Origin of the sequence: Hymenobacter sp., from assembly GCF_031398885.1 — a bacterium.
Classification (GTDB): Bacteria; Bacteroidota; Bacteroidia; order Cytophagales; family Hymenobacteraceae; genus Hymenobacter.
In genome coordinates, this window is sequence record NZ_JANNOD010000111.1 from 1 (window position 1) to 25,305 (window position 25,305).

28 protein-coding genes and 1 tRNA gene are annotated in these 25,305 nt (G+C 63.6%); 13 read left to right on the top strand and 16 right to left on the bottom strand.

Annotation, left to right across the window (positions count from 1 at the left end; genetic code table 11):
• Nucleotides 1-100: 100 nt before the first annotated feature.
• The 5 genes from RMO51_RS19790 to RMO51_RS19810 all read right to left on the bottom strand — a co-directional run bounded on the left by RMO51_RS19790 (nucleotide 101) and on the right by RMO51_RS19810 (nucleotide 3,888).
• A complete protein-coding gene (locus RMO51_RS19790; protein WP_310397704.1) occupies nucleotides 101-1,345 on the bottom strand; it encodes a DUF6596 domain-containing protein in 1,245 nt (414 codons plus the stop codon).
• Nucleotides 1,346-1,403: 58 nt separating this feature from the next.
• Nucleotides 1,404-1,742 (bottom strand): YciI family protein, encoded by a 339-nt coding sequence (locus tag RMO51_RS19795; protein WP_310397705.1) that lies wholly within the window; start codon nucleotides 1,740-1,742, stop codon nucleotides 1,404-1,406.
• 50 nt (nucleotides 1,743-1,792) lie between these two features.
• Nucleotides 1,793-2,236: a DoxX family protein gene (locus RMO51_RS19800; RefSeq protein WP_310397706.1), complete on the bottom strand. Its 444-nt coding sequence runs from the start codon at nucleotides 2,234-2,236 to the stop codon at nucleotides 1,793-1,795.
• A gap of 12 nt (nucleotides 2,237-2,248) precedes the next feature.
• Nucleotides 2,249-2,716, bottom strand: a complete 468-nt coding sequence (locus RMO51_RS19805; protein WP_310397707.1) for a carboxymuconolactone decarboxylase family protein — start codon at nucleotides 2,714-2,716, stop codon at nucleotides 2,249-2,251.
• Between the two features lie 152 nt (nucleotides 2,717-2,868).
• Entirely contained in the window at nucleotides 2,869-3,888 is a 1,020-nt protein-coding gene (locus tag RMO51_RS19810) for an AraC family transcriptional regulator ligand-binding domain-containing protein (RefSeq protein ID WP_310397708.1), read from the bottom strand.
• A 254-nt stretch (nucleotides 3,889-4,142) separates the two neighbouring features.
• On the opposite strand from RMO51_RS19810, the gene RMO51_RS19815 reads away from it, so the two are divergent.
• Together RMO51_RS19815 and RMO51_RS19820 are read left to right on the top strand one after the other, a co-directional pair.
• Nucleotides 4,143-5,177 (top strand): NAD(P)-dependent alcohol dehydrogenase, encoded by a 1,035-nt coding sequence (locus RMO51_RS19815; protein WP_310397709.1) that lies wholly within the window; start codon nucleotides 4,143-4,145, stop codon nucleotides 5,175-5,177.
• Nucleotides 5,178-5,406: 229 nt separating this feature from the next.
• On the top strand, nucleotides 5,407-5,805 hold the full coding sequence (locus RMO51_RS19820) for a nuclear transport factor 2 family protein (RefSeq protein ID WP_310397710.1): 399 nt from the start codon (nucleotides 5,407-5,409) through the stop codon (nucleotides 5,803-5,805).
• 765 nt (nucleotides 5,806-6,570) lie between these two features.
• On the opposite strand, the gene RMO51_RS19825 is transcribed toward RMO51_RS19820, so the two are convergent.
• A tRNA-Lys gene (locus RMO51_RS19825) sits at nucleotides 6,571-6,643 on the bottom strand.
• Nucleotides 6,644-6,820: 177 nt separating this feature from the next.
• On the opposite strand from RMO51_RS19825, the gene RMO51_RS19830 reads away from it, so the two are divergent.
• The 3 genes from RMO51_RS19830 (at nucleotide 6,821) to RMO51_RS19840 (ending at nucleotide 9,229) form a co-directional block, all read left to right on the top strand.
• On the top strand, nucleotides 6,821-7,486 hold the full coding sequence (locus tag RMO51_RS19830) for a hypothetical protein (protein WP_310397711.1): 666 nt from the start codon (nucleotides 6,821-6,823) through the stop codon (nucleotides 7,484-7,486).
• Between the two features lie 67 nt (nucleotides 7,487-7,553).
• Complete coding sequence (locus RMO51_RS19835) at nucleotides 7,554-8,378, top strand: MOSC N-terminal beta barrel domain-containing protein (RefSeq protein ID WP_310397712.1); 825 nt, start codon at nucleotides 7,554-7,556, stop codon at nucleotides 8,376-8,378.
• 149 nt (nucleotides 8,379-8,527) lie between these two features.
• A complete protein-coding gene (locus RMO51_RS19840) occupies nucleotides 8,528-9,229 on the top strand; it encodes a DUF2461 domain-containing protein (RefSeq protein WP_310397713.1) in 702 nt (233 codons plus the stop codon).
• Between the two features lie 92 nt (nucleotides 9,230-9,321).
• Here RMO51_RS19840 and RMO51_RS19845 read toward each other — a convergent pair whose 3' ends face one another.
• On the bottom strand, nucleotides 9,322-9,945 hold the full coding sequence (locus RMO51_RS19845; RefSeq protein WP_310397714.1) for a deoxynucleoside kinase: 624 nt from the start codon (nucleotides 9,943-9,945) through the stop codon (nucleotides 9,322-9,324).
• A 124-nt stretch (nucleotides 9,946-10,069) separates the two neighbouring features.
• Between RMO51_RS19845 and RMO51_RS19850 the strand changes: the two genes are divergently transcribed.
• Entirely contained in the window at nucleotides 10,070-10,516 is a 447-nt protein-coding gene (locus RMO51_RS19850; protein ID WP_310397715.1) for an STAS/SEC14 domain-containing protein, read from the top strand.
• Here RMO51_RS19850 and RMO51_RS19855 read toward each other — a convergent pair.
• Nucleotides 10,513-10,971, bottom strand: coding sequence for a hypothetical protein (locus RMO51_RS19855; protein WP_310397716.1), 459 nt, complete (start codon nucleotides 10,969-10,971; stop codon nucleotides 10,513-10,515). The two genes, RMO51_RS19850 and RMO51_RS19855, sit on opposite strands and share 4 nt — an antisense overlap.
• A 115-nt stretch (nucleotides 10,972-11,086) precedes the next feature.
• Between RMO51_RS19855 and RMO51_RS19860 the strand changes: the two genes are divergently transcribed.
• From RMO51_RS19860 to RMO51_RS19870, 3 genes are all read left to right on the top strand, one after another.
• A complete protein-coding gene (locus tag RMO51_RS19860) occupies nucleotides 11,087-11,614 on the top strand; it encodes a GNAT family N-acetyltransferase (RefSeq protein WP_310397717.1) in 528 nt (175 codons plus the stop codon).
• 122 nt (nucleotides 11,615-11,736) lie between these two features.
• Nucleotides 11,737-11,961 carry a CDGSH iron-sulfur domain-containing protein gene (locus RMO51_RS19865; protein WP_310397718.1) on the top strand — a complete coding sequence of 75 codons (225 nt, stop codon included), beginning with the start codon at nucleotides 11,737-11,739 and terminating at the stop codon, nucleotides 11,959-11,961.
• Between the two features lie 140 nt (nucleotides 11,962-12,101).
• Nucleotides 12,102-12,464: a hypothetical protein gene (locus tag RMO51_RS19870; protein WP_310397719.1), complete on the top strand. Its 363-nt coding sequence runs from the start codon at nucleotides 12,102-12,104 to the stop codon at nucleotides 12,462-12,464.
• 73 nt (nucleotides 12,465-12,537) lie between these two features.
• Here the strand turns inward: RMO51_RS19870 and RMO51_RS19875 are convergent, their stop codons facing one another.
• The 4 genes from RMO51_RS19875 to RMO51_RS19890 all read right to left on the bottom strand — a co-directional run bounded on the left by RMO51_RS19875 (nucleotide 12,538) and on the right by RMO51_RS19890 (nucleotide 16,829).
• On the bottom strand, nucleotides 12,538-12,687 hold the full coding sequence (locus RMO51_RS19875; protein WP_310397720.1) for a hypothetical protein: 150 nt from the start codon (nucleotides 12,685-12,687) through the stop codon (nucleotides 12,538-12,540).
• Between the two features lie 79 nt (nucleotides 12,688-12,766).
• Nucleotides 12,767-15,130 carry a hypothetical protein gene (locus RMO51_RS19880; protein WP_310397721.1) on the bottom strand — a complete coding sequence of 788 codons (2,364 nt, stop codon included), beginning with the start codon at nucleotides 15,128-15,130 and terminating at the stop codon, nucleotides 12,767-12,769.
• Between the two features lie 280 nt (nucleotides 15,131-15,410).
• Entirely contained in the window at nucleotides 15,411-16,445 is a 1,035-nt protein-coding gene (locus tag RMO51_RS19885) for a hypothetical protein (protein ID WP_310397722.1), read from the bottom strand.
• 129 nt (nucleotides 16,446-16,574) lie between these two features.
• The gene (locus RMO51_RS19890) at nucleotides 16,575-16,829 is read right to left on the bottom strand and encodes an acyl-CoA-binding protein (protein ID WP_310397723.1); all 255 of its coding nucleotides are present in this window, start codon (nucleotides 16,827-16,829) and stop codon (nucleotides 16,575-16,577) included.
• A 250-nt stretch (nucleotides 16,830-17,079) separates the two neighbouring features.
• On the opposite strand from RMO51_RS19890, the gene RMO51_RS19895 reads away from it, so the two are divergent.
• Both RMO51_RS19895 and RMO51_RS19900 read left to right on the top strand, forming a co-directional pair.
• Nucleotides 17,080-18,390 carry an amidohydrolase family protein gene (locus RMO51_RS19895; RefSeq protein WP_310397724.1) on the top strand — a complete coding sequence of 437 codons (1,311 nt, stop codon included), beginning with the start codon at nucleotides 17,080-17,082 and terminating at the stop codon, nucleotides 18,388-18,390.
• A 100-nt stretch (nucleotides 18,391-18,490) separates the two neighbouring features.
• Complete coding sequence (locus RMO51_RS19900) at nucleotides 18,491-19,798, top strand: APC family permease (protein ID WP_310397725.1); 1,308 nt, start codon at nucleotides 18,491-18,493, stop codon at nucleotides 19,796-19,798.
• Between the two features lie 454 nt (nucleotides 19,799-20,252).
• Here RMO51_RS19900 and RMO51_RS19905 read toward each other — a convergent pair whose 3' ends face one another.
• Nucleotides 20,253-20,831, bottom strand: a complete 579-nt coding sequence (locus tag RMO51_RS19905; RefSeq protein ID WP_310397726.1) for a hypothetical protein — start codon at nucleotides 20,829-20,831, stop codon at nucleotides 20,253-20,255.
• 425 nt (nucleotides 20,832-21,256) lie between these two features.
• On the opposite strand from RMO51_RS19905, the gene RMO51_RS19910 reads away from it, so the two are divergent.
• On the top strand, nucleotides 21,257-22,435 hold the full coding sequence (locus RMO51_RS19910) for a zinc dependent phospholipase C family protein (protein ID WP_310397727.1): 1,179 nt from the start codon (nucleotides 21,257-21,259) through the stop codon (nucleotides 22,433-22,435).
• Between the two features lie 152 nt (nucleotides 22,436-22,587).
• Nucleotides 22,588-23,331, top strand: coding sequence for a peptidylprolyl isomerase (locus RMO51_RS19915; RefSeq protein ID WP_310397728.1), 744 nt, complete (start codon nucleotides 22,588-22,590; stop codon nucleotides 23,329-23,331).
• A 19-nt stretch (nucleotides 23,332-23,350) separates the two neighbouring features.
• Here RMO51_RS19915 and RMO51_RS19920 read toward each other — a convergent pair whose 3' ends face one another.
• The 3 genes from RMO51_RS19920 to RMO51_RS19930 form a co-directional block, all read right to left on the bottom strand.
• Nucleotides 23,351-23,773, bottom strand: a complete 423-nt coding sequence (locus RMO51_RS19920; RefSeq protein ID WP_310397729.1) for a hypothetical protein — start codon at nucleotides 23,771-23,773, stop codon at nucleotides 23,351-23,353.
• 164 nt (nucleotides 23,774-23,937) lie between these two features.
• Nucleotides 23,938-24,339 carry a BLUF domain-containing protein gene (locus RMO51_RS19925; RefSeq protein WP_310397730.1) on the bottom strand — a complete coding sequence of 134 codons (402 nt, stop codon included), beginning with the start codon at nucleotides 24,337-24,339 and terminating at the stop codon, nucleotides 23,938-23,940.
• 179 nt (nucleotides 24,340-24,518) lie between these two features.
• The coding region (locus tag RMO51_RS19930; RefSeq protein WP_310397731.1) for a M13 family metallopeptidase at nucleotides 24,519-25,305 on the bottom strand (787 nt) is incomplete at its 5' end.

The window sequence follows — 25,305 nt, forward strand, 5'->3', positions numbered from 1 at the left end:
GCTCGCTTCGTCCGAATTGCTGCAACAAAGCGGGCGAGATGCTTCGGCTGCGCTCAGCATGACGGGCTTTCAGCAGCACAAGTATTTTTCGGATACGCCCTTATTGCGGGTGCGTCAGCGAATCAATCCGCTGCTGGATGCCGGCTTTCTCGGCGGGGGTCTTGGCCAAAGCATAGGCGCGCTCAAAGCTGGGCAGCGCTCGGGGAGAAGCCATTTCCTGGTACAGCTCCCCCAGCAGCAGAAAGTAGAAGTGGTTGTCTTCCAGCCGCAGCTTTTCGGCTTCCACAAGCGCCACCGCGGCCCCATTGGCCTTGTACAAGGCGAATGTCCGGTTCAGGGCCACGCTCGGGGAATAATTAAGCAGCAGCAGCTGGTTGTAGAGCTGTAAGATTTCTTCCCACTTTTCAGCCGTATCCGCTTTCTGGCAGTGCCAGCACGCAATGCGGGCTTCGAGGTGGTAGGAACTGACTGCCGTCCCTTCCGCAGAGCGTAACAGAAACCGCGTGCCCTGCTGAATTAACTCGTGGTCCCACAGGGCTTCGTCCTGCTGCTCGTAGAGCACCGGGGCGGCGCCCCCGGCCAGTCGGGCCCCGAAGCGCGAGGCGTGGAAGCACATCAGGGCCAGCAGGGCGTTGGTTTTGGGCTGGTTGGTGGGCGCGTACTCGGTCAGCAGCAGGCCCAGGCGCAAAGCCTCGCGGCACAGGTCCTGGCGCAGAATCTGGTTTTGGGTTTTCGAATAATAGCCCTCGCTGAAGAGCAGGTAGAGCACGTGCAGCACGCTGTCGAGCCGGCGGGCAATGTTGGCATCGTCGGGTAGTTCCAATGAAATATGGGCCGCCCGCAGCTTCTCCCGGGCCCGGAACAGGCGCTTGTTGATGGCCTCCTTGGTGGAGAAAAAAGCTTCCGCAATTTCCTCGATGCCAAACCCGCAGAGAATGCGCAGGGCCAGGCCCATCTGGGCCTCACTGGCAATGGCCGGCGTGCAGATGGCAAACAGCATCTGCAATTGGCTGTCGCGAATGGATTGCGGCGAAAAATTCAACTCGAAGGAGGCTTGCTGCCGGTCTTGTCGGGCCGCCAGTTCCGGCAGAATTTTCTGCTCGTACAGTTTCTCGCGGCGCAGCAGCAGCAGGGATTTCTGCTTGGCCACGGCGTAGAGCCAGGCCGCGGGGTTGGGCGGCAGGCCCGTGGTCGTCCAGGTCTGGGTTGCCAAAAGGAAGGTTTCGCCCACGACATCTTCGGCCGCCTCCAGGTGCTGCAAACCAAAATAGCGGCCGATGACAGCCACCATTTTGGTGAACTCGGCCTGAAACAACTCCTTTAACGCCTTATCTGCCGGAGTCATGACGCGGTCGAATCTTTCCTGGCCGTCAGCCGGCCAACTGGAACTTGAGGGAATTGCATTAAGCCATAATGGTGCGAATTTCCACGCTCCCGCCCACATCCAGGGCCGGGCAACCGTGGGCCAGGGTGGTGGCGTCATCCAAACTATCGGCGCGTACCACCACAAAACTGCCCAACCGCTCCCGGATTTCCACGAACGGGCCATCGGTGATGACCCCGCCGGCCTTGAGCACCTTGCCCTCGGGCCCCAGGCGCGTGCCGGGAGAAGTGAGCTTGCCTTGCGCGGCAATGCCCCCCACCCAATCCTGCCATTTCTTGGTCAGGGCGTGCATTTCCTCGGCGGGCAACCCGCTGAACGCATGGTCGGGGTGGCGAAACAGTAATAAGAAGGTTTGCATGGGCGTGAAGGCGGAAAATGAGTTATAAAAAGGCACGAGCTTCGGCAGGCTCAACCGGCGTCGGGGCGCCACTCGGCGGCCGTGACGGCTGCCACCCGGCGGTTGGCCGGGCGCAACCACCACGAAGCAAGGACCAGCGCACCGAAAGCCAGTGGCCAAACAGTCACGTTCATGCCATCTCCTGCGGCGAGGTGCGATGCGACGGCCCCGCCAAACAGGAAAGTGAGGCCCGCGTACGCCCATTCTTTCAGGACCGGCAGCCGGGGTGCGAGCAGGACGAGGGCCGCCGATAGTTTGGCCGCGCCCAGCATCGCCGGCAGAAAAGACGGGTAGTTCAGGTGCGTCATCACTGTCTGAACATAGCCTTTGTTCACCCAATTAAAATCCCAGCTGGCTCCGTACAGTAGCTCAAATAATACCAACCCGGTGGCGACCCAGTAACCAACGGTTTGCAGGGTTGAAGCTTTCTTCGGGGCAACGATTACATGTTCCATTTTCAGTTCGGATTAGGCGCGGCTGTACTGACCGGGCTGGTAGTCACCGGCCGGCGTGCGAAAGGCAATGTTGACCCGGTTGTAGCCATTGATGGTGACGACCGCCAGGGTCAAGTCAACGAGCTCGACGTCGGAAAACTGGAGCCGGGCCTCCTCGTACACCCCGTCGGGCACGTGGCCGGGCCGCAGAGTGGTCAGGGCCTCGGCCCAGGCCAGGGCGGCCCGCTCCCGGGCGGAGTAGTACGGCGCGTCGTGCCAGGCGTCCAAGCCGTAGAGGCGCTGCTCGGTTTCGCCCTGCGCCCGCAGGTCCTTGGAGTGCATGTCGAGGCAGAAGGCGCAGCCGTTGAGCTGCGACACCCGGTAGGAAAGCAGCATTTGCAGCGGCAGCTCCAGCGACGATTTTTCGACGTAGCCCCCCAGGGCATACAACGCCTTCATGGCGTTGGGGGCGGTTTCGTAAGCGTTGAGACGGGATTCCATTGGGTTGTGGATTGATGAATGGTTGATTTCATCCCCTTGATGCGTGAGCGGCCCCGAATTGGACAATCGCGCGGCTGTTTTTTTTCAACTCGCCCCACCCGCCGGTCACGAAGCACGGGCGTTCCCGATGCGCCGGCCGCCAAACCCTTGCTTCACGCGGGCCCGGCGGTTCGGTACCGGGCCGGGCTGCTGCCGGTCCACCGTTTAAAAGCCCGGCTGAAGGCGCTGAATTCGTTGTAGCCGAGCATGTACGACACCTCCTTCAACGGATGCGCCCGGGCTTGCAGGTAGTGCAGGGCCAGGGTTTTGCGCACGGCGTCGGCCACGTCCTGGTAGGAAGTGCCTTCTGCGCGCAACTGGCGCTGCAAACTGCGGGCACTGGTGTTGAAGTTCGCCGCCAATTTTTCTACCGACGGCAGGCCCAGGTAGGAATTGGCCAGCAAATGCCCCGCGACCTTGTCCCGCAGCTGACCGACGGCCGGCTGGGCCGCCCGCAACTCGTCCACTTTGCGCAGCAGGGCGGCCTGCAGCTCGTAGTTGCCGGTCAGGATGGGCACGTCCCAATAGTTGCCCCCAAACTCCAACACGTACTCGCCCGGCTGTCCCTCCCGCGCCGACGCGGCGCGCAGCGTCCGGCCGTGGTCGGGCAGCCAGCGTGCCGCGGGCGGATACGCCACGGCGCGCAGTTCCAGGCGCGCCAGCACCAGTCCATCCAGCTCGTGCACCACCAGCATCAGCAAAAAGTCAATGAGGTGTCCAAACACCTCCGGCGGCGCGGCCTGGCCGGCGGCGGTGAGCCGGAAGCGCAAGGTGAAAGCCTGCGCCGAACGCTGCACCTCCAGCCGGAGGTAGTCGGTGAGCAGGGGCAGTAGCGCCGCGGCCTGGGTCACGGCCGCGCCCACCGTGGGGCAGCTCTGGATGAGTTGGCCCACGATGCCCAAGGCGGCGGGCGTGGCGGCTTCGCCGAAGCGCAGGCCAAACAGCGGGTCTTGGGTGAGGTGGGCGGCGTTGAGCCACAGGTCCTGCCACTGCTTGGCCGACAGCGGGCCGGGGGCCGGCGCCTGCAGCTCCGCCACGCGCACGCCGGCCAGTTTTTCCAGCCGCGCCGGCGCCACACCGCGCTGGGCAGCATACGCGAATAAAGCCAGGGCCAATTGTGCTTGCGGGTTCATAGCAGGAGGGTTTTAACAAAGCTATTTCGCCTGCACAAGAGCCGCCAAGCATTGGCGCAAGATGGCAAGTTGTTGGCGCGTATTGATACAACGGAAGGAAGCTTTAACGAGGAATTTTGCCTTGTCATTCACCCCCCGCACTTGGCGTGCTCGACCACTTGACGGCCCCTTCCCGGCAAAGACAAAACGCTACGGGCCAACCAACCCGCCCCTAGAATATCCACTCCACCATCTCATTTTCAACCCTCCCCCGCATGAAACAGTATCAAATTGCCAAATTCGGCGACATCAGCGGCCTGGTCCTGGGCGAGCGGGAAGTGCCGGTGCCCCAGCCCCACGAGGTTTTGGTGCGGGTGCGAGCCACGTCGCTCAACCGGCGCGACCTCTACATCCTGCACCAAACCTACCCGCTGCCCCCGCGGCAGGACGTGGTGCCGCTGAGCGACGGCGCGGGTGAAGTTACGGCCGTGGGGGCGCAGGTCACGCGCTTCAAAGCCGGCGACCGGGTGGCGGGCAGCTACTTTGCCCGCTGGCGCGACGGACGCGTGGGCTGGGACATTGCCGACCAACTGGGCTGCACCCTGGACGGAATGCTGGCCGAATACGTGACCCTTGCTGAGGATGCCCTGGTGCAGATACCGGAGCATCTGTCGTGGGCCGAGGCGGCAACCCTGCCCTGCGCGGCCCTCACCGCCTGGTCCGCCCTCGCCGGCCCCCAGCCCGTGGCGGCCGGCGACACGGTGCTCACGATTGGCAGCGGCGGCGTGCCGCTGTTCGCCATCCAGTTTGCCAAGCTGGTGGGCGCGCAGGTCATTGCCCTCACCTCGCGGGATGCGAAATTTGACCAGCTGCAAGCGTTGGGGGCCGACCACGTGCTCAACTACCGCACCGACCCGGCCTGGGCCCGGCAGGTACTGGCCCTCACCGGCGGCCGCGGCGTTACGCGGGTGGTCGAAACCGGCGGCACGGACACCTTCGGCCAGTCCGTGCTGGCCACGGCGTTTGGGGGAGAAATTGCGCTGGTGAGCAGTGTCGGGTCGATAAACACGCCGGCTACTGCCAGTCTGAGCGACTTGCTCAATCCCCTCTTCGTGGGCCTGATAACGGTACGCCCCATTTTCGTGGGCAGCCGCCTCGGCTTCGAGGCCATGAACCGCGCCATTACGGCCGGCCGGTTGCGGCCCGTTCTGGACCGCACCTTCGCCTTCGACCAAGTGCACGAGGCCTACCGGTATTTTGCCGCCGGTCAGCACCTGGGCAAGGTCGTTATCACGGGCTCAGAATCCTGACACGCAGCCTACCTGCCACCTAGTTCAACCAACGGCAGGAAATGGTAATTCATTGGCGCTACCTGGTACAACACCGAGGACCGCGCCCCCGGAAATTTGCTTCATGAAAATACTCCTAACAAGCTTGCTCATAGCAGGGAATGCGCTGACCAAGCCTGGCATTGACCCAAGGGTCGGGCCAGCGACCGAAAATTCCTCACTTAATCACCCCCTTTTATTCACTCAACTCATGGAAAACCAACCCCAGCAAGTCGTTCACAACTTCCTGACGGCCGTGCAGCGCGGCCAGTTTGACTTGGTAGCCGCCGCGCTGCACCCCCAGGTGCAGTGGAGCCAGCCCGGCCACAACCGCATCGCCGGCCTCAAGCGTTCGCGCGATGAAGTATTTGCCATGGTCGGCACCATGCAGGAGCTGGCAGCCGGGAGCCTCACCCTCACCGAGATTGCTGCGACGAGCGTGAACGGCAACCGCGTTGCCTGTCGCGTGCATTGGAAGGCCACGCAGCCCCCCGGTGGCGTGCTCGACGTGGACAACATCGACGTGTACACGGTCGAGCACGGCGTCATCACCCAAGTGCAGGTTTTCTCCGCCGACGCAGCGCAGGAAGATGCATTCTGGGGGCATTAATTGAGGCAATCGAAGGAGATAACACGCTCGGTCCTGCTGCGCATACCTCAGGACCGAGCCTGTATTCGGGTTCGCCTTGGCTCAAATGAATGAAACCGACAGAAAACAGAAAGCTGAGCGTTAACGGCTTCCAGCCGGACCAGTTCCTGGGCTAACGGGCTTTCAATAGTGGCAAGCAACGAATCGGCAGCTGGATTAGCGAGAGGTGTAGACACGAGCGGCGCGGTAGAAACTTACGCTTTGAAGCCGTCAGCCGATTGGAACAAGAGCAGCCCGCCCCCCCCCGCGAGCGGTAAATAATGGATGCCGGTACGGAAGTGTTCGGGCAAGAATTAACTACTGGACTTGTTCCCGGATAAGAGATGGCTGAAGATTTTCGCGGCTTTGGGCAATTGAACGGTCTTTTCGCTTTGCCAAGCCAGTGTCCTCCAGTTCTTTGAGCAGCCAGCGTTGCGGACTTCAAACACGGCTTGGAGAACCGCCGGTTTCTTATTGAGGAACAAGGCCAAAAAAGATTCAGGCCATCAGGCAGCCAGTAGGTAACGCGGAAAGCAGACAGGGCAGCCAGCACGAATCCCTACTTTCTTATCAGAAGACAGTCATTTATCTATACTCTGATGACCTAAGCACCAACCTGGTTTTGAGTTCACCGCCGGGTACATCTTCCTTCTGAGTTCGGGAGAACGAATTGAACCCAAAACAGAATCAAAAAAGCCCCAAATCATCCGATTTGGGGCTTTTTGCTCATGGTTGCTTACAACCGTGTGATCCCGCTGGGATTCGAACCCAGGACCCGTACATTAAAAGTGTACTGCTCTACCAGCTGAGCTACAGAATCGGTACCTTGTCACTTCAAAAGGCGATACCTTTTTTGTGGGCACAAAAGTACGACTACCTCCCGAAATACGCAACCTTGAATCAAAAAAAAGTCTCCTTTCTTTCTGTGCGGACCCTTTTGCTGGGCCTAATCTTCCTGCCTATCTGCGGCTTGAACGAAAAGCTGCCCGGAAACAAAGTGGCACTGGGTTCCGCATCGCCCCCGACGGCGGGCCTGGAACGGGCCGATTCGTTGTTCGGGGCCGGGCAGTACGCGGCTTCCGTGCCGGCTTACCGGCGGCAGGTGTGGCGCCAGCGCCGGGCGTCGCCCGAGCTGTTGCTCAAAATGGCGTACGCCCAGCAGCAACTGGGGCACTACCCGGCCGCGCTGCTCTACCTCAGCCTGGCCCAGGCCCGACAACCCCGCGTGCGCACCTGGCGGCAGATGGCGGCCCTGGCAGTCCAGCACCGGCTGGTGGGCTACCCGGCCACGTGGCAGCAGGAGTTGCAGGTGCAGGCGCAGCGCTACTACTACCCGGCCTTGCAGGTGCTGCTGGGCGGCGCGGTAGTGGGAGCCATCTGGCTGCTGTGGCGCCGGGGCCGGCGCGGGGCGTGGCTGGGCTACGCGGCCTACGTGGGCTTGGTGGGGGCGTATTTGCACTTCTTGCCCCCGAAGCCTGCCGGGCTGGTGGCCCGCTCGGGCGCCGCGCTCATGGCCGGGCCGGGGGCCGGGGCCGCGTGGCTGAGTACGGCCGCCATCGGCGACCGGCTGCCCGTGCTGGGGCGGCAAGACATTTGGTACCAGGTGGAGTGGCAGCGCCGGGTGGCGTTTGTGCGCGCAGCCGATTTGTTGGTGGTGGAATAACGCCCTGGACGGGATGCGGCCGGGCGGCAAGCAGTGTAAAATGGCCCAGCGCCGGTACTTTTGCCCCGTGTCCGCCCCCCTCACCCTCACCGGCCTGTTCCTCTACCCCGTCAAATCCCTTGGAGGCTACGCCGTGCCCGAAGCCGGGGTGACGGCCCGCGGCCTGCGGCACGACCGCCGCTGGCTGCTGGTGGACGAGCGCAACCGCTTCATGACGCAGCGGCAGCAGCCCGCGCTGGCCCTGCTGGCCGTGGCCCCGGCCCACAACGGCTTTCTGATTAGCCACCGCCAACGGCCCGATTTACGCTCCCTCTTCGTTCCACTTGAGGCTACGCCCGAGCGCACGCTGTTCGTCACCATCTGGGATGACATGGCCTGGGCCTGGCGCGGCACGCCGGAGGCTGACCAATGGCTGACCGAAGCGCTGGGCCGGCCGTGCAAGTTGGTGTACATGTCGGACATGGTGCGGCGCGACGTGGAGCCGGACCACAACCCCGAAGGCCAGTTGGTGAGCTTTGCCGACGGCTACCCGTTTTTGCTCATCGGCGAAGCCGCGCTGGCCGACCTGAATACCCGCCTGGCCCAGCCCGTGCCCATGAACCGCTTCCGGCCCAACCTGGTGTTTGGGGGCGGCGCGCCCTACGAAGACGACGCCTGGGAGCAGTTTCGGATTGGGGAAACAACCTTCCGGGCCGTGCGGGGGTGCGGCCGGTGCGTGCTCACCACCATTGACCAGCACACGGCCACCAAAAGCCCGGTGGGCGACCCGCTGCGCACCCTGGCCACTTACCGCCAGGCGGGGAACAGCACGCTGTTTGGCCAAAACGTGACCGGACCCGGCCAAGGGCGCGTGCGCGTGGGGGATGCGCTCACGGTGTTGAGTCGCAAATAGAAGCATTCCTGCCCCCTTATGCCATGCCGTGCGCGCGTGGCACGCTGGCCGCGACGGCCGAAGCTCCGGCGCGAGCAGCTACCGCTGCCGCAACTCTGGTTCGGTTGGCGGCGTTGTGCTGGTATGGGCCCTTGCGCCCAGCCTTGTACATGGAGCTCGACTATTTGCTGCACTTTCTGACCCGACTGGCGGCCAACAACACCACCGCCTGGATGGCCGAACACCGCCCCGACTACCAGCGCGCCCGCGCGGCCTGCACCGAGCTGGTGCGCCAGGTGCTGGCCCAGGCCGCCGCCGCCGACCCCGACTTAGCCGGCCTGACCACCGCGGACGTCCTCTTCCGGCTGCACAAGAACGACCGGGCCCACCGCGACCCCGAGCCTTACAAGCGCCGCATGGGCGCCGGGCTCAAGCTCGGCGGGCGCCACGCGCCCCGGGCGGGGTATTTCCTGGCCGTTCAGCCGGACGGGCGCAGTTGGCTGGGCGCTGGCACCTTCCACCCCACCCCGGCCATGCTGGCGGCTCTGCGGCAGGAAATTCACTATAACGGCGCGGAATTTCACCGGCGGCGACAAGCCCCGGAGCTGCTAACGTATTTCCCCAACGGACTCGACACCACCGGCCCCCGGCTAAGCCGGCCGCCGCGGGGCTACGCCGCCACCGACCCCGACCTGGCCTGGCTGCGCCTGAAAGCCTTCGGGGTGGGCCGGTTTTATGCCGACGCGGCGGTGTTGGCGCCGGGCTTTGTGGCCACCGTGGTGGCGGCCATTGCGGCGGCGCGGCCGCTGGTGGATTTTTTCAACCAGGCCCTGCCCGCCTCCGCGCCCCAAACGCCAGCGGCTCGGGCATAAACAGCAAGCCCCACCGCCGGAAACCAGCGGTGGGGCTTGCTGTTGGCATTTTCTATCACCGCCGAAAAGCCGCGGTGCGGCGCGCGTAAAGGCTAAAATAGACCGAAGAGCGTGTTATTTATCTTGTCGACGATGACGCCCAGGTCCTCGGGGTTGCGCACGTAATCCAGCTCGGTAACGTCCACGATGAGGGAGCGGCCGGCGCCGTAGCCGGCTATCCACTTTTCGTAGTGCTCATTGAGGCTTTTGAGGTATTCGATGCTGATGCTGTTCTCGTAGTCGCGCCCGCGCTTCTCAATCTGGCTGACGAGCTTGGGCAGGTCGGCGCGCAGGTAAAGCAGCAAATCGGGCGGCGCCACCAGGTCAATCATCGACTCGAAGAGGGCGTAGTAGTTGTTGTAGTCGCGGGTTTCGAGCAGGCCCGACTCGTGCAGGTTGGCGGCGAAGATGTGGGCGTCTTCGTAAATGGTGCGGTCCTGGATGATGCCGCGGCCGGCTTTCTGCAGCTCCTTGATGCGCTGGGTTTGGCGGAAACGGCCGTTGAGGAAGTACACCTGGAGGTGAAAGGCCCAGCGGGGCATGTCGTGGTAAAAATCCTTCAGGTAAGGATTGTCATTCACGTCTTCCAAAAATACTTCCCAGCGGAAATGCTGGGCCAACTTATGGGCCAGCGTGGTTTTACCAGCCCCAATGTTGCCGACAATGGCAATGTGCATGCGCTACGAAAGAGAAAACGAGAAAAGTGAACAGCCCCAAAGGTAGCAACGACAGCGGGTGTCAAATTTTTTATTCAGTAATTTATATATTTGAAGCCCATCGCTGACACCCACCCCCACTACCATGCTTCTCGGCCTCGCTACCAACATTCTCCACCTGGAAGACAGCCACGGGGCGGCGCTGGCCGACTACGAGTTTTACCCCGACGCGGAGCTGATGTACGTGCACTGGCACGGCCACCTGACCGGCACCGAGGTCATTCGCGGGGTGGAGCAGGGCACGCACTGGCGCGACCAACTCCGCTACTCGCTCGTGCTCAACGACAAGCGCGACACCAGCGGCGACTGGCGCGAGGCCCTGCCCTGGCTGCAGTACGAATGGCTGCCCCGGGCCCTCGGGCTGGGGCTGCGGGCCATGGCGTACGTGTTTTCGCCCGACCGCGAAAACCAGTTTGCCAGCCAGGAGTTTGTAGCGGCCGTGCGGCCCCACCTAGAAATCGAAGTGTTTGACAACCCCGAGGATGCGCTGGCCTGGCTGCTGGCCCAGCCGGCGGGCCCGGCGGCCAGCTAATCGAGCTTGCTCTTCACCTCACGGGCGCCGCGCAGCGTGTGAAACTCGCCCTGGAACGTGCGGATGCGCAGCCGCTCTTCGAGGGGCAGTTCGGTGCGCACCTGTCCGTAGCGCTGGTTGAGGCGGGCGAGCACCTGCCCGGCGCCGTCCCAGTCCCGGTAGCTCCACTGGCGGCGCTCCTCGCGGGTGGTGCTGATGAAGCGCTCGTAGAGGTCGGGCAATTGGTAGGCACTGGCTTGCGTCAGGTCTATATCGGAGGCCAGCAGGTGCTGCTGCACGGGGTCGGAAGCGGCGGCGGGGCGGGTGCCCCGGGGGCGGGCCAACAAATCACCCGAAGGACGGGCCCCGACGAGCTCGCCGCGCCGGCGCAAGCTGTCGGCGGTGGGGTTGGATTGGGCGTGGCCGGCCACGGGCAGGCCGGTGAGGAGCAGCAGAAAGAGGGGGGCGGATTTCATAAAAAAGCAGAAAAGAGAACGAGCAATGCGGCCTTCAACGCAAGGAAGGGACCAACCGTATTCAGGCAGTGCCCGGTTTTCGGTTTTTTGGCCCCAATTTCGTCTTTTGCCGCCTATGACTCCCGCTGCCCCTGCCGCGCCGCCGCGCATTGCGCTGGCCACGCTCAACGACATCCCCACCATCATGCAGCTCGCCGAGGCGACGTGGGAGCCCACGTACCGCTTCATCATCTCGCGCGAGCAACTGGAATACATGTACCGGGTGATTTACACGCCCGCTTCGCTGAAGCGGCAGATGGCGGAGCAGCACCACTCGTTTTTGCTGGCCTACGTGGCCGGCGAGCCGGCGGGGTTCGCATCGTTCAGCCCGCTGCCGGCCGGCGAGGACGGCGGGGCGGGCCACAAGCTGCACAAGATTTACGTGCTGCCCACCCGGCAGGGCCAGGGCTTGGGCGTGCACCTGATTGAAGCCGTAGAAAACGCCGCCCGCCAGGCCGGCGGCCGGTTCCTGGACCTGAACGTGAACCGCTACAACCCCGCCATTACGTTTTACGAGCGGCGCGGCTTCACCCGGCAGCGCGAAGTAGACGTACCCATCGGACCCTATTTCATGAACGACTACATCATGCGGAAAGAGCTGTAGCTCTTAATTAAAAATTGAGAATTAAAAATTAAAAATGAATGCCATTTTTTTGTAATCTCAATTCCGCAACTTGCTCGTGCTGATTTTTTAATTCTCAATTTTTAATTCTTAATTCCCTCCCCATGTCCCTCAAACTCACCGTTCTCTCCAACGGCTCCCTCCGCGTGGAGGGCGAAGCCATCGAATTAGTCGACGCCCAAGGCCAGCCCTACGGGTTGGGCGGCCGCCAGCGCATCAGCATCTGTCGCTGCGGCCTGTCAAGACAAAAACCGTTTTGCGACGGCTCGCACAAAGGCCACTTTGAACACGACGCCGTGGCGTTTGATTTGCCGGCGCCGAAAGCGTAGTGCTCCATCGAACCGGGCCAGAGAACCATTCACAGGTTTAATTGCACAGTTAGGCGAAAATGCGGTGGGTGACTTGGGTGTTTTTCTAATTTCGTATTAGCTAATTCACTTTTGTCATCCAATTTTCTGCGCCGCTTGCCATGTTCTTGCTCCGTACCGTTGCCGTTGTCTTCTTGTTTCTGGCGGGCGCCGCGCTGCCCACCCGGGCCGCTGTGGGCGCCGACCCCGAGGCCGTTGAGAAAATAGTGACCCAGCTGACAGGGGCGGCCGCCTTGAGCCCGGCCCAATTGCCGGCCGTGCGCACGGCCACCGCCGCCTACGTCGAGGCGCTGCGCCCGCTCGCCCGGACGCGGTTTGCTTCCGCGGCGGCGGCTTCGGCGGCCTACACCATTGTTGAATTCCGCTATTACCGTGCTTTGCAGCAGGTACTAAGCCCGGCCCAATTGACCGCGTATCAGCACCTGGACGACCCGCTGTCCCTGGCCGCCACCACCCGGCCCTGATGCCTCGCCTATTTCTTGGTTGGTGGTTGACAGGTTTTTCAAACCGAACAATTGACGACCAGCAACCGAAAACTTATTCCGGGCCGAGCATGAGCCAGAGGTTCTGGCGCACGAGGTCGCCCATCGAGTCGCATTTGTCGAAGACCTCGGTGCGGTGGTAGCGGTTGAGCTCGGCTTTGAGCTGGGTGACTTTTTCAGGCGGGGCCAGGTCGTGGCGGCGCAATAGAAAAACCCGCTGATAAATTGGCCAGCGGGCTTTCGTGTTTAAGTATTTAAATGTATTGCAACAACTAGAAACGCTCCTATTTCACCACCAAGCGCTGCGTGAATTGCCCGCAGCGTACCAAATACGCTCCAGCAGGCAGGCCATGCAGGTCTAGCAAAATATCAAGGCTGGTCGGGACGTGGTAGCGGCGCACCGTGCGGCCCAGCGCGTCGATCAGTATCAGGGGCATGCGTGGAGCACTGGGGGGCAAGCTTAGTGTGGCTGTACCGCTTGCAGGGTTGGGGAATATAGCGGCTGGCCCGGGTCCGGCTTGTGCCTTTACAGCTAGCAAGACGCTGACGTCATATATACCGAAGCAGGCCATCAGTTTACTACCATCGCCGGTGGTCGTAAAGTCGCCTCCCACGACGAGCTTCCCAGTCAAGCCGCTAGATAGCGTCTTCACCGTCCTGTTCACACCTGTGCCCAGACCACTCCAGGCCGTGCCATTCCACCGCGCTACCTGATTGGTTATCGCACCGCCAGCCTGAATAAAATAGCCGCCCACGTACAGGTCGCCATTGCTGGTCATGGCCAGCGCGAGAACCGCCTCCTCTGTACCATTGGCTGGGCCCGTGCCCAGGCTGCTCCACGCCGTGCCGTTCCAGCGCGCTATGTGATTGGAGAGCACTCCGCCCGCTTGCGTGAAATAGCCGCCCACGTACAGGTCGCCGTTACCAGCCACGGACAACGCGAGAACTGCATCTTCAACGCCGTTGGCTGGGCCGGTGCCCAGGCTGCTCCACGCCGTACCGTTCCAGCGCGCTATGTGATTGGAGAGCACTCCGCCCGCTTGCGTAAAATAGCCGCCCACGTACAGGTCGCCGTTGCTGGTCGTGGCCAGCGCGAGAACTTCGTCATCCGTACCATTGGCTGGGCCCGTGCCCAGGCTGCTCCACGCCGTGCCGTTCCAGCGCGCCACGTTGTTGGCCGCCGCCCCGCCTGCTTGGCCAAAGGCACCACCAGCGTATAGGTCGCCATTTTGGGCTAAGGCTAAAGCGGAAACTATTCCTCTCACGCCATTGGCCGGACCCTGGCCCAAACTGCTCCACGCCGTGCCGTTCCAGCGCGCCACCCCATTCGCTACCGTCCCGCCGGCTACGTTGAAGTTACCAGCCGCATAGACGTCCCCATTATTAGCCACAACCAACGCATCCACCGGCCCACTCACGCCGTTGGCCGCGCCCGGGTTGTTGCCCAGGCTGTTCCAATCCGTGCCGTTCCACCGCACCACGCGGTTGGCTGCTAACCCGCCGGCTTGGCCAAAGGCACCGCCCACGTACACGTCCCCGCCACTGGCAAAGGCCAGCGCGTAAACGGCACGGCTTACGCCGTTGGCCGGGCCGGTGCCCAGGCTGCTCCACGCCGTGCCGTTCCACCGCGCCACGTTGTTGGCCGCCGCCCCGCCTGCTTGGTCAAAGGCACCACCAGCGTATAGGTCGCCGTTACTGGCGAAGCCAAGAACCAGAACTGTTCCACTCATCCCGCTGGCCGGGCCCGTGCCCAAGCTGCTCCAAGTTGTGCCGTTCCACCGCGCAACGTTGTTGGCTGCTATTCCACCAAATTGGGTGAATCTACCGCCTACGTACACTTCCCCGTTGGCCCCCACCGCCAATGCGCTAACGTATTCATTTGAGCCGCTGGCCACCCCCGTGTTCATATCGCTCCAAGCGGTGCCATTCCACCTAGCCAAGCGGTTAACCGCTGTTCCGCCAGCTCGGATGAAATAACCGCCCACGTACAGGTCGCCGCTACTGGTAGAAACCAGCGCGTTAACCACACCGCTCACCCCGTTGGCCGGGCCGGTGCCCAGGCTGCTCCACGCCGTGCCGTTCCAGCGTGCCACGTTGTTAGCCGCTATCCCACCCGCTTGGGCAAAGGAACCGCCCGCGTACAAATCGCCGTTGCTGGCCACGGCCAATGCATTAACAGAAGTATTTATCCCACCGCTCATCCCGTTGGCCGAGCCCGTGCCCAAGCTGCTCCACGCCGTGCCGTTCCACCGCGCCACCCGGCTGGCTGCTAACCCGCCGGCTTGGGTGAAGTTACCGCCCGCATACAAGTCGCCGTTACTGGCCACGGCTAGTACGTTGACCGCCGCGTTTACACCGTTGGCAGTGCCCGTACCGAGACTGCTCCATGCTGAACCATCCCAACGAGCCACGTAGCTCGCCATTATCCTATCAACCGATGTAAAATTTCCGCCAACGTAGATACTATTACCCGACTGTACGACGCTTCTCACCTGCGAATCAGCGCCATTGAGCAGCCCAAAGCCGTCCTGCCACTGTTCGTCGCCCGCTCCGGCCGTGCCAACTGGCCGAAACACGGGCCTTCCATCGGGCGCGGTTTGCATGCGGAAACTTCGGGCATCAAACGTACCAACGGCCTCGGCTTTCAAGGTGCCGTTGGAATTCAGGACTTCGGCCAGCGGCCGACCGGCCGGCAGGCTAGGAAGGGAATTGGCCGCCATTGCCGCGCTATGCAGCCCTAGTACCATCAGCAAAGCAATTGTCAGGTTGGGTAGAAAGAATTTCATGGATAATTAAACCGCAAAATGGTGATGAAACAGGTCATGAAGGTATGAGAACAAGCTTGAACGCAACGTGATTAACTCCCGTCTTTCCGTAAAATAATGTGCTGGTAATAAAATCAACGCCTTCATTTTACCCCCCCCCGCCCTACGCCGATTTGGTGCCGGCCCCGAGCATGAGCCAGAGGTTCTGGCGCACGAGGTCGCCCATCGAGTCGCATTTGTCGAAGACTTCGGTGCGGTGGTAGCGGTTGAGCTCGGCTTTGAGCTGGGTGACTTTTTCGGGCGGGGCCAGGTCGTGGCGGCGCATCACGTCGAGCAGGTCGCGCAGGCGGTGGCGCTCGGCGCGGGCGCGGCGGGCCATCAGGGCGCGCTCCTCGGTTTGGTACTGGCGCAGGGTTTCGGGCTTAAGCAGGCGGGCGCACATCTCGACCACGGCGGCGTTGTCCTTGAAAAACTGCGGCAGGTACATCACCCGGCGGCCCTCGTAGCTCTGCTGGTCGAAGTCGATGGCCCGCACCCGGTACTGCTCGTCCTCGAAGTCGGGCGTGACGGCGATGACGTAGTTGTAGGCCCGCATGTCGCCGAGCAGGCGCACGAAGCAGCGCTCGTTGAACTTCACGAATTCCTTGGCGATGCGCACCTGGTTGAGGTGGGGCCGGTTGAGGTGCTGGCGAATAAAATCGTCGCCGGGAATGCCCACGATGTGCTCCTCAATCAGCGTGTCGCCGCTCACCAAGTACGTCAGCGAATTGGGCGAGAGCAGGTGCTCCAGTTCCAGGCCGTAGAGGCGGGAGGCATCGGCCTGCTTCACGTAGAAGTAGTCGTAGTTGTCGTTGAACTGGTTGACGATGCGCACCCGGAACGGCTGCGAGTTGCCGAATTCGCAGTAGTCGATGCGGTCGGCCACGAGGTGCTCGGTAAAACTCAGGTCGCCGGCCGTTTTCAGCAGCGCGTACACCTGGGTGAGGCCCTGGCTGAGCTCGCGCAGCGTTTGGGGCTCAAAAAAAACGGTTTGCCAAAGCGTGTCGCGCCCGGTGCGGTCGAGCAGCGGAAACGAGCCGGTGAAGCACCGCAGGTCGGCGTAGCTGACGGGCAGCGGGGCTTCGCGGTCGTAGCTGCGCAGGTAGTCGCGCAGGGCCGGCGTGAGCGGGTAAGCCGGCTTTTTGCGGGAGATGTCCACGTTTTAGTGATTAGTGATTAGTGGTTAACGGTTAGTGTTTGCCCAGAACGTGACGTGCTTTTTTGCCATGCGGTCCATCAGGTGTCACCCCGAACTAACCACTAATCACTAACCGTTAATCACTAGAAATTACCCTGCTAATTCATTCACCAGCGCCACGTACTGCTGGCGGGCGGCGTCTTTGCTGGTGCCGCGCAGGCCGGTCCAGGCGTCGTATTTGGCAATGGCTTTAAAGTCGAAGCCGCCGGGGCGGTCGCCGGCCACGTCGCCTTCGGTGGCTTGCTTGTAGAGGGCATAAAGCTGGAGCAGCACCATGTTGGAGGGCTTGGTGGGCAGCTGCTGGGCGCGCTGGCTGGCGGCGTCGAATTCTTCTTGGGTGGTCATGGGGGGAGGTGATGGGGTGATGGGGCGATGGAGGGATGGGGTGATAAATGGGCGATGAAGTGATGAAGTGGTAGAAGAACGTCATGCTGAGCTTGCCGAAGCAACTCGCGTGGGGGAGCAATCAATGACGTTGCAACGATGCGAGCAAGATGCTTCGGCAAGCTCAGCATGACGTTCTTCTACCACCTCATCACCCATTTATCACCTCATTGCTTCATCACTTACCTTGGCGGCTCATTCAAACAAACGTATGACGCGCAAATCTATTCACGGACTGGCCACGGCGGCGTTGCTGCTAATGGTGGCCCCGGCTTTCGCCCAAAAAACCTACCTGCACTGCGGCCGCCTGCTCGACGTGCGCAGCGGCAAGCTGCTCAGCCAGCAAACCATTGTGGTGGAACGCGACCGGATTACGGCCGTGCAAAGTGGCTACACGGCTGCCAGCGGACCGCAGGACAAGGTCATAAATCTCGAAAACCGCACCGTGCTGCCCGGCCTGATTGACTGCCACGTGCACGTGCTCTCGCACCCCGGCAAGGGCAGCGGCATGAACCAGTTCACGATGAACCCGGCCGACTACGCCTACCGCGCCATCGGCGACGCCCTGCTTACGCTGCGCGCCGGCTTCACCACCGTGCGCGACCTGGGCGGCGAGCACGGCGTGAACATCGACCTGCGCAACGCCATCAACAAAGGCCAGGTCACCGGCCCGCGCATCTTCACGGCGGGCGGCGCCATCTCGGCCACCGGCGGGCACATGGACGAGGCCGACGGCCTAAGCCGCGACCTGATAGAAAAGTACGGCCAGCCCGCCTTCATCGCCAACGGCCCCGACCAGTGCCGGCAGGCCGTGCGCGAGCAGTTCAAGCGCGGGGCCGACCTCATCAAGATTGCCAGCACCGGCGGCGTGCTCGACCTAAGCAAGGACGGCAGCGGCCCCCAGTACTCGGAGGACGAAATCCGGGCCGTGGTGGAAACCGCGCGCGATTTGGGCCTGAAAGTGGCCTGCCACGCCCACGGCGCCGAGGGCATCAAACGGGCGGTGCGGGCCGGCGTGGCCAGCATCGAGCACGGCACGCTGATGGACGACGAATGCCGCGCCCTGATGGTGAAAAAAGGCACTTGGTACGTGCCCACCATCATTGCCGGCAAGTCGGTGGCCGACTCGGCGCGCATCCCCGGCTACTTCGCGGCCGCCATCATCCCCAAAGCCCTCGCCATCGGACCGATGATTCAGACCAACTGCGGCCGGGCGTACAAGGCCAAGGTGAAAATTGCCTTCGGCACCGACGCCGGCGTGTACCGCCACGGCGTGAACGCCCTGGAGTTTGGCTACATGACCGCCGCCGGCATGCCAGCCATCGAGGCCATCCGGGCCGCCACCACCAACGCCGCCGAGCTGCTGGGCGAAACCCAGAACCTGGGCACCCTGGAAGCCGGCAAGTACGCCGACATCGTGGCCCTCGACGGCGACCCGCTGCAGGACATCACGGCCCTGCTGCGCCCCACCTTCGTGATGAAGGCCGGCGTAGCCTACCGGAGTGACGCTGCGCTTAATTGAGGAATGAGGAATGAGGAATGAGGAATGAGGAATGAGGAATGAGGAATGAGGAATGAGGAATTTCGAACACATTTGCCAATTCTTCATTCCTCATTCCTCATTGATTCCCGTCAAACTACGCCGCCTCGTTGGGCTGGGCTTTGGGCTGGCCGTGGCGGTGGGCGGCACGGCCGGCACCGGCGTGCTCAGCAGCCCCGGCGAGCTGGCGCAGGCGCTGGGCGGGCCCGGGCCGGTGCTGGCCCTGTGGATGGTGGGCGGGCTCTACACATTGCTGGCGGCCAACACGCTGGCCGAGCTGGCCGGCCGGCTGCCGCAGGCGGGTGGCTGGTACGGCTACGCCGAAGCCGCGTTCGGCGAGTTCCCCGCCGTGGCCGTGGCCTGGGCCGACTGGACCAGCAGCTGCGTGACCGGGGCCATTGTGGCCCTGCTGCTGGGCGAATACCTGGCGCCGCTGCTGCCGCTGGCCGCCCCGCCGGGCCCGCGGCTGCTGGCCGGCGCCGCGGTGCTGGGGCTGGGCGCGGTGCAGTTCCGGGGCTTGCGCGAGGGCAGCCGGGCCCAGGAAATCACGGCTGCCGTGCTACTGCTGGGCCTGGTGGGCCTGCTGGCGTGGGGCGTGCAGTTGCCGCCGGCCGTGCAGCACGCGGCGGCGCTCCCCGCCAGGGGGCTTACGGCCGTGGGGCTGGTGGTGGCGCTGCAAGTGGTGGTGTTTGCCTACGACGGCTGGTACGCGCCCATCTACTTCGCCGAGGAAATCCCGCAGCCCGGGCGCACCTTGTCGCGGGCGCTGCTGGGGGGCGTGGCCGCGGTGCTGGGCCTGTATTTTGGGTTGAATGCGGTGCTGCTGCGGGTGCTGCCGTTTGCCGCCATTCAGGCATCGGAGCTGCCGCTGGCGGAAGTGGCCGCGGCGCTGGCCGGGCCCCTGGGCCGCCGGCTGGTGCTGGGCCTGGGCGTGGTGGCCATGCTGGGCGTGCTCAATTCGGTGCTGCTGATGGCCACGCGGGTGCTGTTTGCCCTGGGCCGGGCGGGGCAGCTGCCGGGGCGCCTGGCACGGGTGCACAGCGGCGGCACGCCCCGCCCAGCGCTGGTGGTGGCGGTGGTCCTCACCCTGGGCCTGGTGCTGAGCGGCACGGTGGCGGCGCTGGAGGCCATCACCAGCATCCTGTTCGTGGGGTATTACGTGGTGGGCTTCGCGGCCTTGCTAAAGCTGCGGCGGCAAGGCCCCGCCCCCGCCGAGGCGTACCGGGCCTGGGGCCACCCGTGGAGCACGGGCCTGTTGGTAGCACTGTCGGTGGCATTCCTGGCGATGAACGCCGTGGCCGACACCGCGCACGCCCTGGTGGCCCTGGCCCTGGTGGCGGGCGCCTGGCCGCTGTGGCGCTGGGCGCGCCGCAAGGTGCCAGCCTCCTGACCTCAACTCCTGATGGCCCGGGCTGCGCCGGCCCCCAGGAACCTTCACGCAAAAGGGCCACTCCAGCTACTGGGGCGCCCCTTTTGCGTGGTCACACGATTACGCTTAGGCAGACAGCGCGTCGAAGCGCCCCTGCACGGCAGCGATAGCGGCCGTGAGGACGGCTACCTGTCCGTCGGTCTGCTCGTCGTTCACCCTCCAGGCAAGAATAAACCCGACCTATCAATTATTCTTGTCTGCTCAGGCAAGAACAATGCGCCCTTTCCAAGAATACTTGCTTAACCATCCGACCTGCGTTTGGCCGGACGCGGCCCTGCCACCAAAGCAACTGTTTGAATCAGGTGCTGAATTCATCGGCGCGGGGTAGAGACGCGTATTCGCGTCTCGTTGTGCAGGCCGCAGCAATGATTACTGTTCAACGACGTAACGCAAATACGCGTCTTTACCCCGCCCCCTACGGCGTGCCCGCCGCCGCCCGGTACAGCGCGGTCACGCGGTAGAGGCCGGTTTTGCGGTCGTAGTCGGCCAGGCTCTGGTGGAAGGGCAGCTGCGCCAGGGCCGCCGCGAAGGCCGGGTTGCCGGCGGCGTAGGCTTCGCGCAGGTAGTGCGTAGTGAGCGGGAAAACCAGCCCCGTGAGGCCCCGGCTGAAGTAGTAGAGCCGGCCGGCGGTGGTGCCCTGGCGGTCGCCGCCCACCACGGTGGTGTTGCTGGAATACACGCAGAGCGTGTCCGGGTGTTCGAGCCGGTACTCGGCGCCGCGGTAGAGGCGGTAGGCGCGGCCCTTGCCCGTGACGTAGCCCCAGGCGCTGTCGGGGGCCACGCGCAGCTTTTCGGTGCTGGGACCGCGCGGCACTTCCACCACCAGCTGGCCGCGTTTATCGGGAAAAAAGGCGTTGGTGCCCGCGGGCTGGGGCTGGCGGCGCAGGTAGGCGGCGGCCGAGCGGTAGGCGCCGGGCGGGGCGCTACTGGGCTGCGCGCGAACGGGCGCGGCGGCCAGCCCCAGCAGCACCCCAAAGAAGCAAGCGGTTTTCATAACGGACAACCAAATTAGCGCAGTTTACAGGCCCTTTTGGGGAGTTAAAAGTTGAGCGTTAAAAGTTGAAATTCAGAATAACTAGAGCGGTTCTCCGGTTGCTATACAAGTCGTTTGGCTCCCCTCTCTTCTTTGAGCCTCGCGCTTTGAGCGAACCGGGGCCCGCCCCGCTGCCCTGAAGGGGTCCCGTCTCGTGAGGTTTCCTGGCCGCACCGTGTGCACGAACCTGAGAACCGCTCTGGGTTTTTAACTTTTAACGCTCAACTTTTAACTCTGCCCCAAACATGTGGTACGCGGGCCCAAGCGCGAAAGTACGGCCCGGGGCCGCCCAGGGCCGGCCGGCAGCCGGATTTTCTAAATGTGGCGGCCATTGCCGAACTTTGGATAAGGCAATTCTTGCTGGTCCGACAATCTTGCTATTTAACATGAAAAAAACCTTGTTGCCGCTGCTGCTCGCGGCCCTGCTGCTGGCCCACGGCACCGCCAGCGCCTGGGGCTTTTTCGGCCACCGCATCATCACGCAGGTAGCCGTCTACGAACTGCCCGCTTCGATGCAGGCCTTCTACTACCGGCACCTGCCTGAGCTGGTGCGCCAGAGCACGGTTCCCGACGAGCGCCGCAACGACGACCCCGCCGAGGCGCCCAAGCACTACATCGACATGGACCACTACTCTGAAAACGACCCGTTCGGCAAAGTGCCCCAGCAGTACGACAAGGCGGTGGAGAAGTTTTCGGCCGACACGCTCAAGAAGTACGGCACGGTGCCGTGGGTGGTGCTCGAAACCAAGGAAAAGCTGACCGAAGCCTTCCGCCAGCGCGACACGCTGGGCATCGTCAAGTACTCGGCGGAGCTGAGCCACTACGTGGGCGACGCCTTCGTGCCGCTGCACACCACCATCAACTACGACGGCCAGCTCACCGACCAAAAGGGCCTGCACAACCTCTGGGAAAGCCAGCTGCCCGAGCGGTTCATCAACGACTACAAGCTGGACGGCGAGCCGGCCGCGTACGTGAAAGACCCGCTGGCGGCCATCTGGGTGGTGTTGCAGCAGAGCTACGGCTTTCTGGGCGAGACGTTTGACCGGGCCACCAAGATTGAGAAGGCGATGAAGCCCGACGTGCGGTTCACCTTCACGCACCGCTACGGCAAAACCACGCGCCGCTATTCCGACGCCTTCGCCGACGCCTACGAGAAGGCCGTGGGCGGCATGGTGGACTACCGCCTGAAGGGTGCCCCCACCATGGTGTCGTCGCTCTGGCTCACGGCCTGGCAGGACGGCGGCAAGCCCGACCTGGCCACCCTGATGCGCCCCGGCAAGCCCACCAAGCAGGAGAAAGAAAAAATCAGCACCGAGCTGGCGGCCTGGAAGCGCAACACCCTGCCCCAGGACCAGCTCCTGCTGGCGCAGCAGAAATCCAAGAAAGTAGAAACCGTCGACCAAATCAAGTCGGCCAAGGACATGGCCGACGGAGCCGACGCCGCCCCGGCCCCCGAACCCGCCGCCCCCGAACCGGCGCCCGCCACCCCCGACAAGCTCAAGGTGAAGACCAAAGGCGCCGACGGCACCGAAAAGACCAAGCAAAAGGGGGCCGCACCACAGTAAAGGAACCGCGGCTTGTGGGGGCGGGGCGGGCCCCCGCCCGTCGTTGCACGGAAACCGCCCCACCGGGTACCGCCCCGCCCCCTGCTCGTTTTCGCAAGTCGTCGCGCGATGCGTACGGCTTGCCCCCATCCTTGAGGCTTTCCGCTGCTGCAATGCTTTCTGTTTTCGCTGCTTGCCGGCCTGCCGGGCTGGCGCTGGCGCTGCTGGCCGCCTGCAACCAGGCGCCGCCCGCCACCGCCCCCGCCCGCCCGGCCCCGCCGGTGCCCGGCCCCGACCTGGCCACCCTCACCGACAGCGCGGCGCCCGCGGCCCTGCTGGCCTACGGCCGCCAGTACCCCGGCTCGGAAGTGCTGGTGAAAACGCGGCTGGGCAACATCCGGGTGAAGCTGTACGACGACACGCCCGTGCACCGGGCCAACTTTCTGCTGCTGGCCCGCAAGGGCGTGTTCGACGAAACGATGTTCAACCGCGTGGTGAAGGATTTTGCCGTGCAGGGCGGCCAGACCTACAACGCCCGCACCATCCGGCTGAAGCGCTACCGCCTGCCGCCCGAAATCCGGCCCGGGCACTTCCACCACAAGGGCGCGCTGGGCATGGCCCGCTACGACGACGAGCAGAACCCCCGGCGCCTGTCGTCCAACACCGATTTCTACTTCGTGGTGGGCGAAAAGCTGGCCCCCAGCCAGTCGCGGGCCATGGCCGGCCGGCCGCTCAGCGCGGCCCAGGCCAGCGCCTACGCCACCCGGGGCGGCGTGCCCTCGCTCGACGGCCAGTACACCGTGTTCGGGGAAATAATTGAAGGCCAGGAGGTGGTGGACAAAATCGCCAACGAGCCCGTGGAATCCGACAAATGGCCGGTGAAGGACATTGCCCTCAAAGTGGAAGTGGTGAAATAAGCCCGCCGGTGGGCCGCGGCTAGCCTTCGCCCAGCCATTTCATGGCCTCGCCCTCGTCGGCAAAGCTGCGGGCGACGAAGGGCCGCTCGGGCGCCAGCATGTAGGCGACGTACTCTTTCTGCACCGGGTCGTCGAGGAAGCGGTCGATGATGTGCGAGGAAGTCAGCACGGCCAAGCGCAGGCGTTGGGGCAGCAGGCGCGCGGCGGCGGCGGGGTAAAACACGTTGCTGGCCCAGGCGCCCATCGCCGGGTCGGCGCCTTCGCGGCGGCGCACGTCCAGCAGCCAGCGGGCGCAGCCCAGCTCTTCGGCGGTGGCCAGCATCGCCTGGTAGTCGGCTTGCAGCACCGCCGTTTCAGCGTCGTGGTGCCAGCGCACAATCAACACGCCCAAGTCGGGGCGGTGGGTGATGGTGCGCGAAGTGAGTTCGAAAGAGGGGAGCATGGGGCGACAGCCAGTACCCAATCGTGCCCGGAAACGCGGGTGCGGCCGGCGGCCCGGGGGTTCGAGGCAATAAACCAGGGAATGCCCGGCGGGGTTCGGTCAGGGTAAATCAGTGGTCCAGACAAGTAAAAACAACGGGCCTCGTGGCCCCCGCGGACTGCTGCTCAGGCCAGCGGCTCCTGCGCCATGAAGGCTTCGAGCAACGGCACCAATTCGCTGGCGTGGCTCGGAATGGCTGCTTCTCTTTGCGGCACGAAGCGCGTAAAATCGGTGGTGCTGACCGACCGAAACCGCATCGACCAGCCGGCAAACACCCGGCCGGGCACGGGCCCGTCGGCCAGCTTGGTCACGCTGCGGTGCCGCACGTCGGCGGCAATGGTGGCGAAGAGCGCGTGCAGGTGCTCAGCGGCCCCTTCGAGCACTTGCAGAATGCTGCCTTCGCTGTAAAGCAGCACGCCCGTCACGCCCAACCGGGCATTGTTCACGCGCCAACGGCTGAGCTGGCGCTGCAATTCGGCTTCGGTGAGCGGGTCGCTGGCCGTGCTGGTGTAAACGAGGTGGTGCATAAAAACGCAGAAATAAGGCGGCAGCGAAAGTCAAATAACGCTGTAAATATGCAAAACCCCCGATGTAAACCTGGCCCCGGCACCAAACAAAAAGGCCCGCCTCCGAAGAAGCGAGCCTTTTCCTACCAGGAATGGAAACAATTTCCCGTTCTTGATTCAAGCATCCCTGTTCAAAAAGCTTACCAGATTTTCGCGCGGTCGGCCACCGGGCGCACCATCTTGTCGCCGTCCTTGCAGCCAAAGGCGGCGTGAAACGCGGGCATGTTCTGGAGCGGGCCGTTGGTGCGGTACTGGCCGGGCGAGTGCGGGTCGGTCATGATTTGCTGGCGCAGGGCCTCGGGACGCTGGTTCGAGCGCCAGATTTGGGCGTAGCCCAGGAAGAAGCGCTGCTCGGGCGTGAAGCCGTCAATCGACTTGCCGGCCCGGGCCTGGGCCGTTTTCTGGAAGGCCTGGTGCGCGATGGTGAGGCCGCCGAGGTCGGCCAGGTTCTCGCCCATGGTGAGGTTGCCGTTCACGTGCACCGAGTCGAGGGGCGAAAAGGCATCGAACTGCTTGCCCACCACCGCGGCCTTGGCCATAAATTTCTCGCCGTCCTCCTTGGTCCACCAGTCGCGCAGGTTGCCGCTGGCGTCCGACTTGCGACCCTGGTCGTCGAAGCCGTGGGTCATTTCGTGGCCAATCACGGCGCCGATGCCGCCGTAGTTCACCGCGTCGTCGGCCTTGGGGTCGTAGAAGGGCGGCTGCAAAATACCGGCCGGAAACACGATTTCGTTCATGCTCGAATTGTAGTAGGCGTTCACCGTGGGCGGGGTCATGCCCCACTCGCCGCGGTTAATCGGCTTGCCAAACTTGCTGGTGTTGTCCCGGGCCGCCCACTCGGCGGCGGCAAACAGGTTGTTCAGGGCGCTTTCGCGGCTGATGGTCAGGGCCGAATAGTCCTTCCACTTGTCGGGGTAACCAATTTTC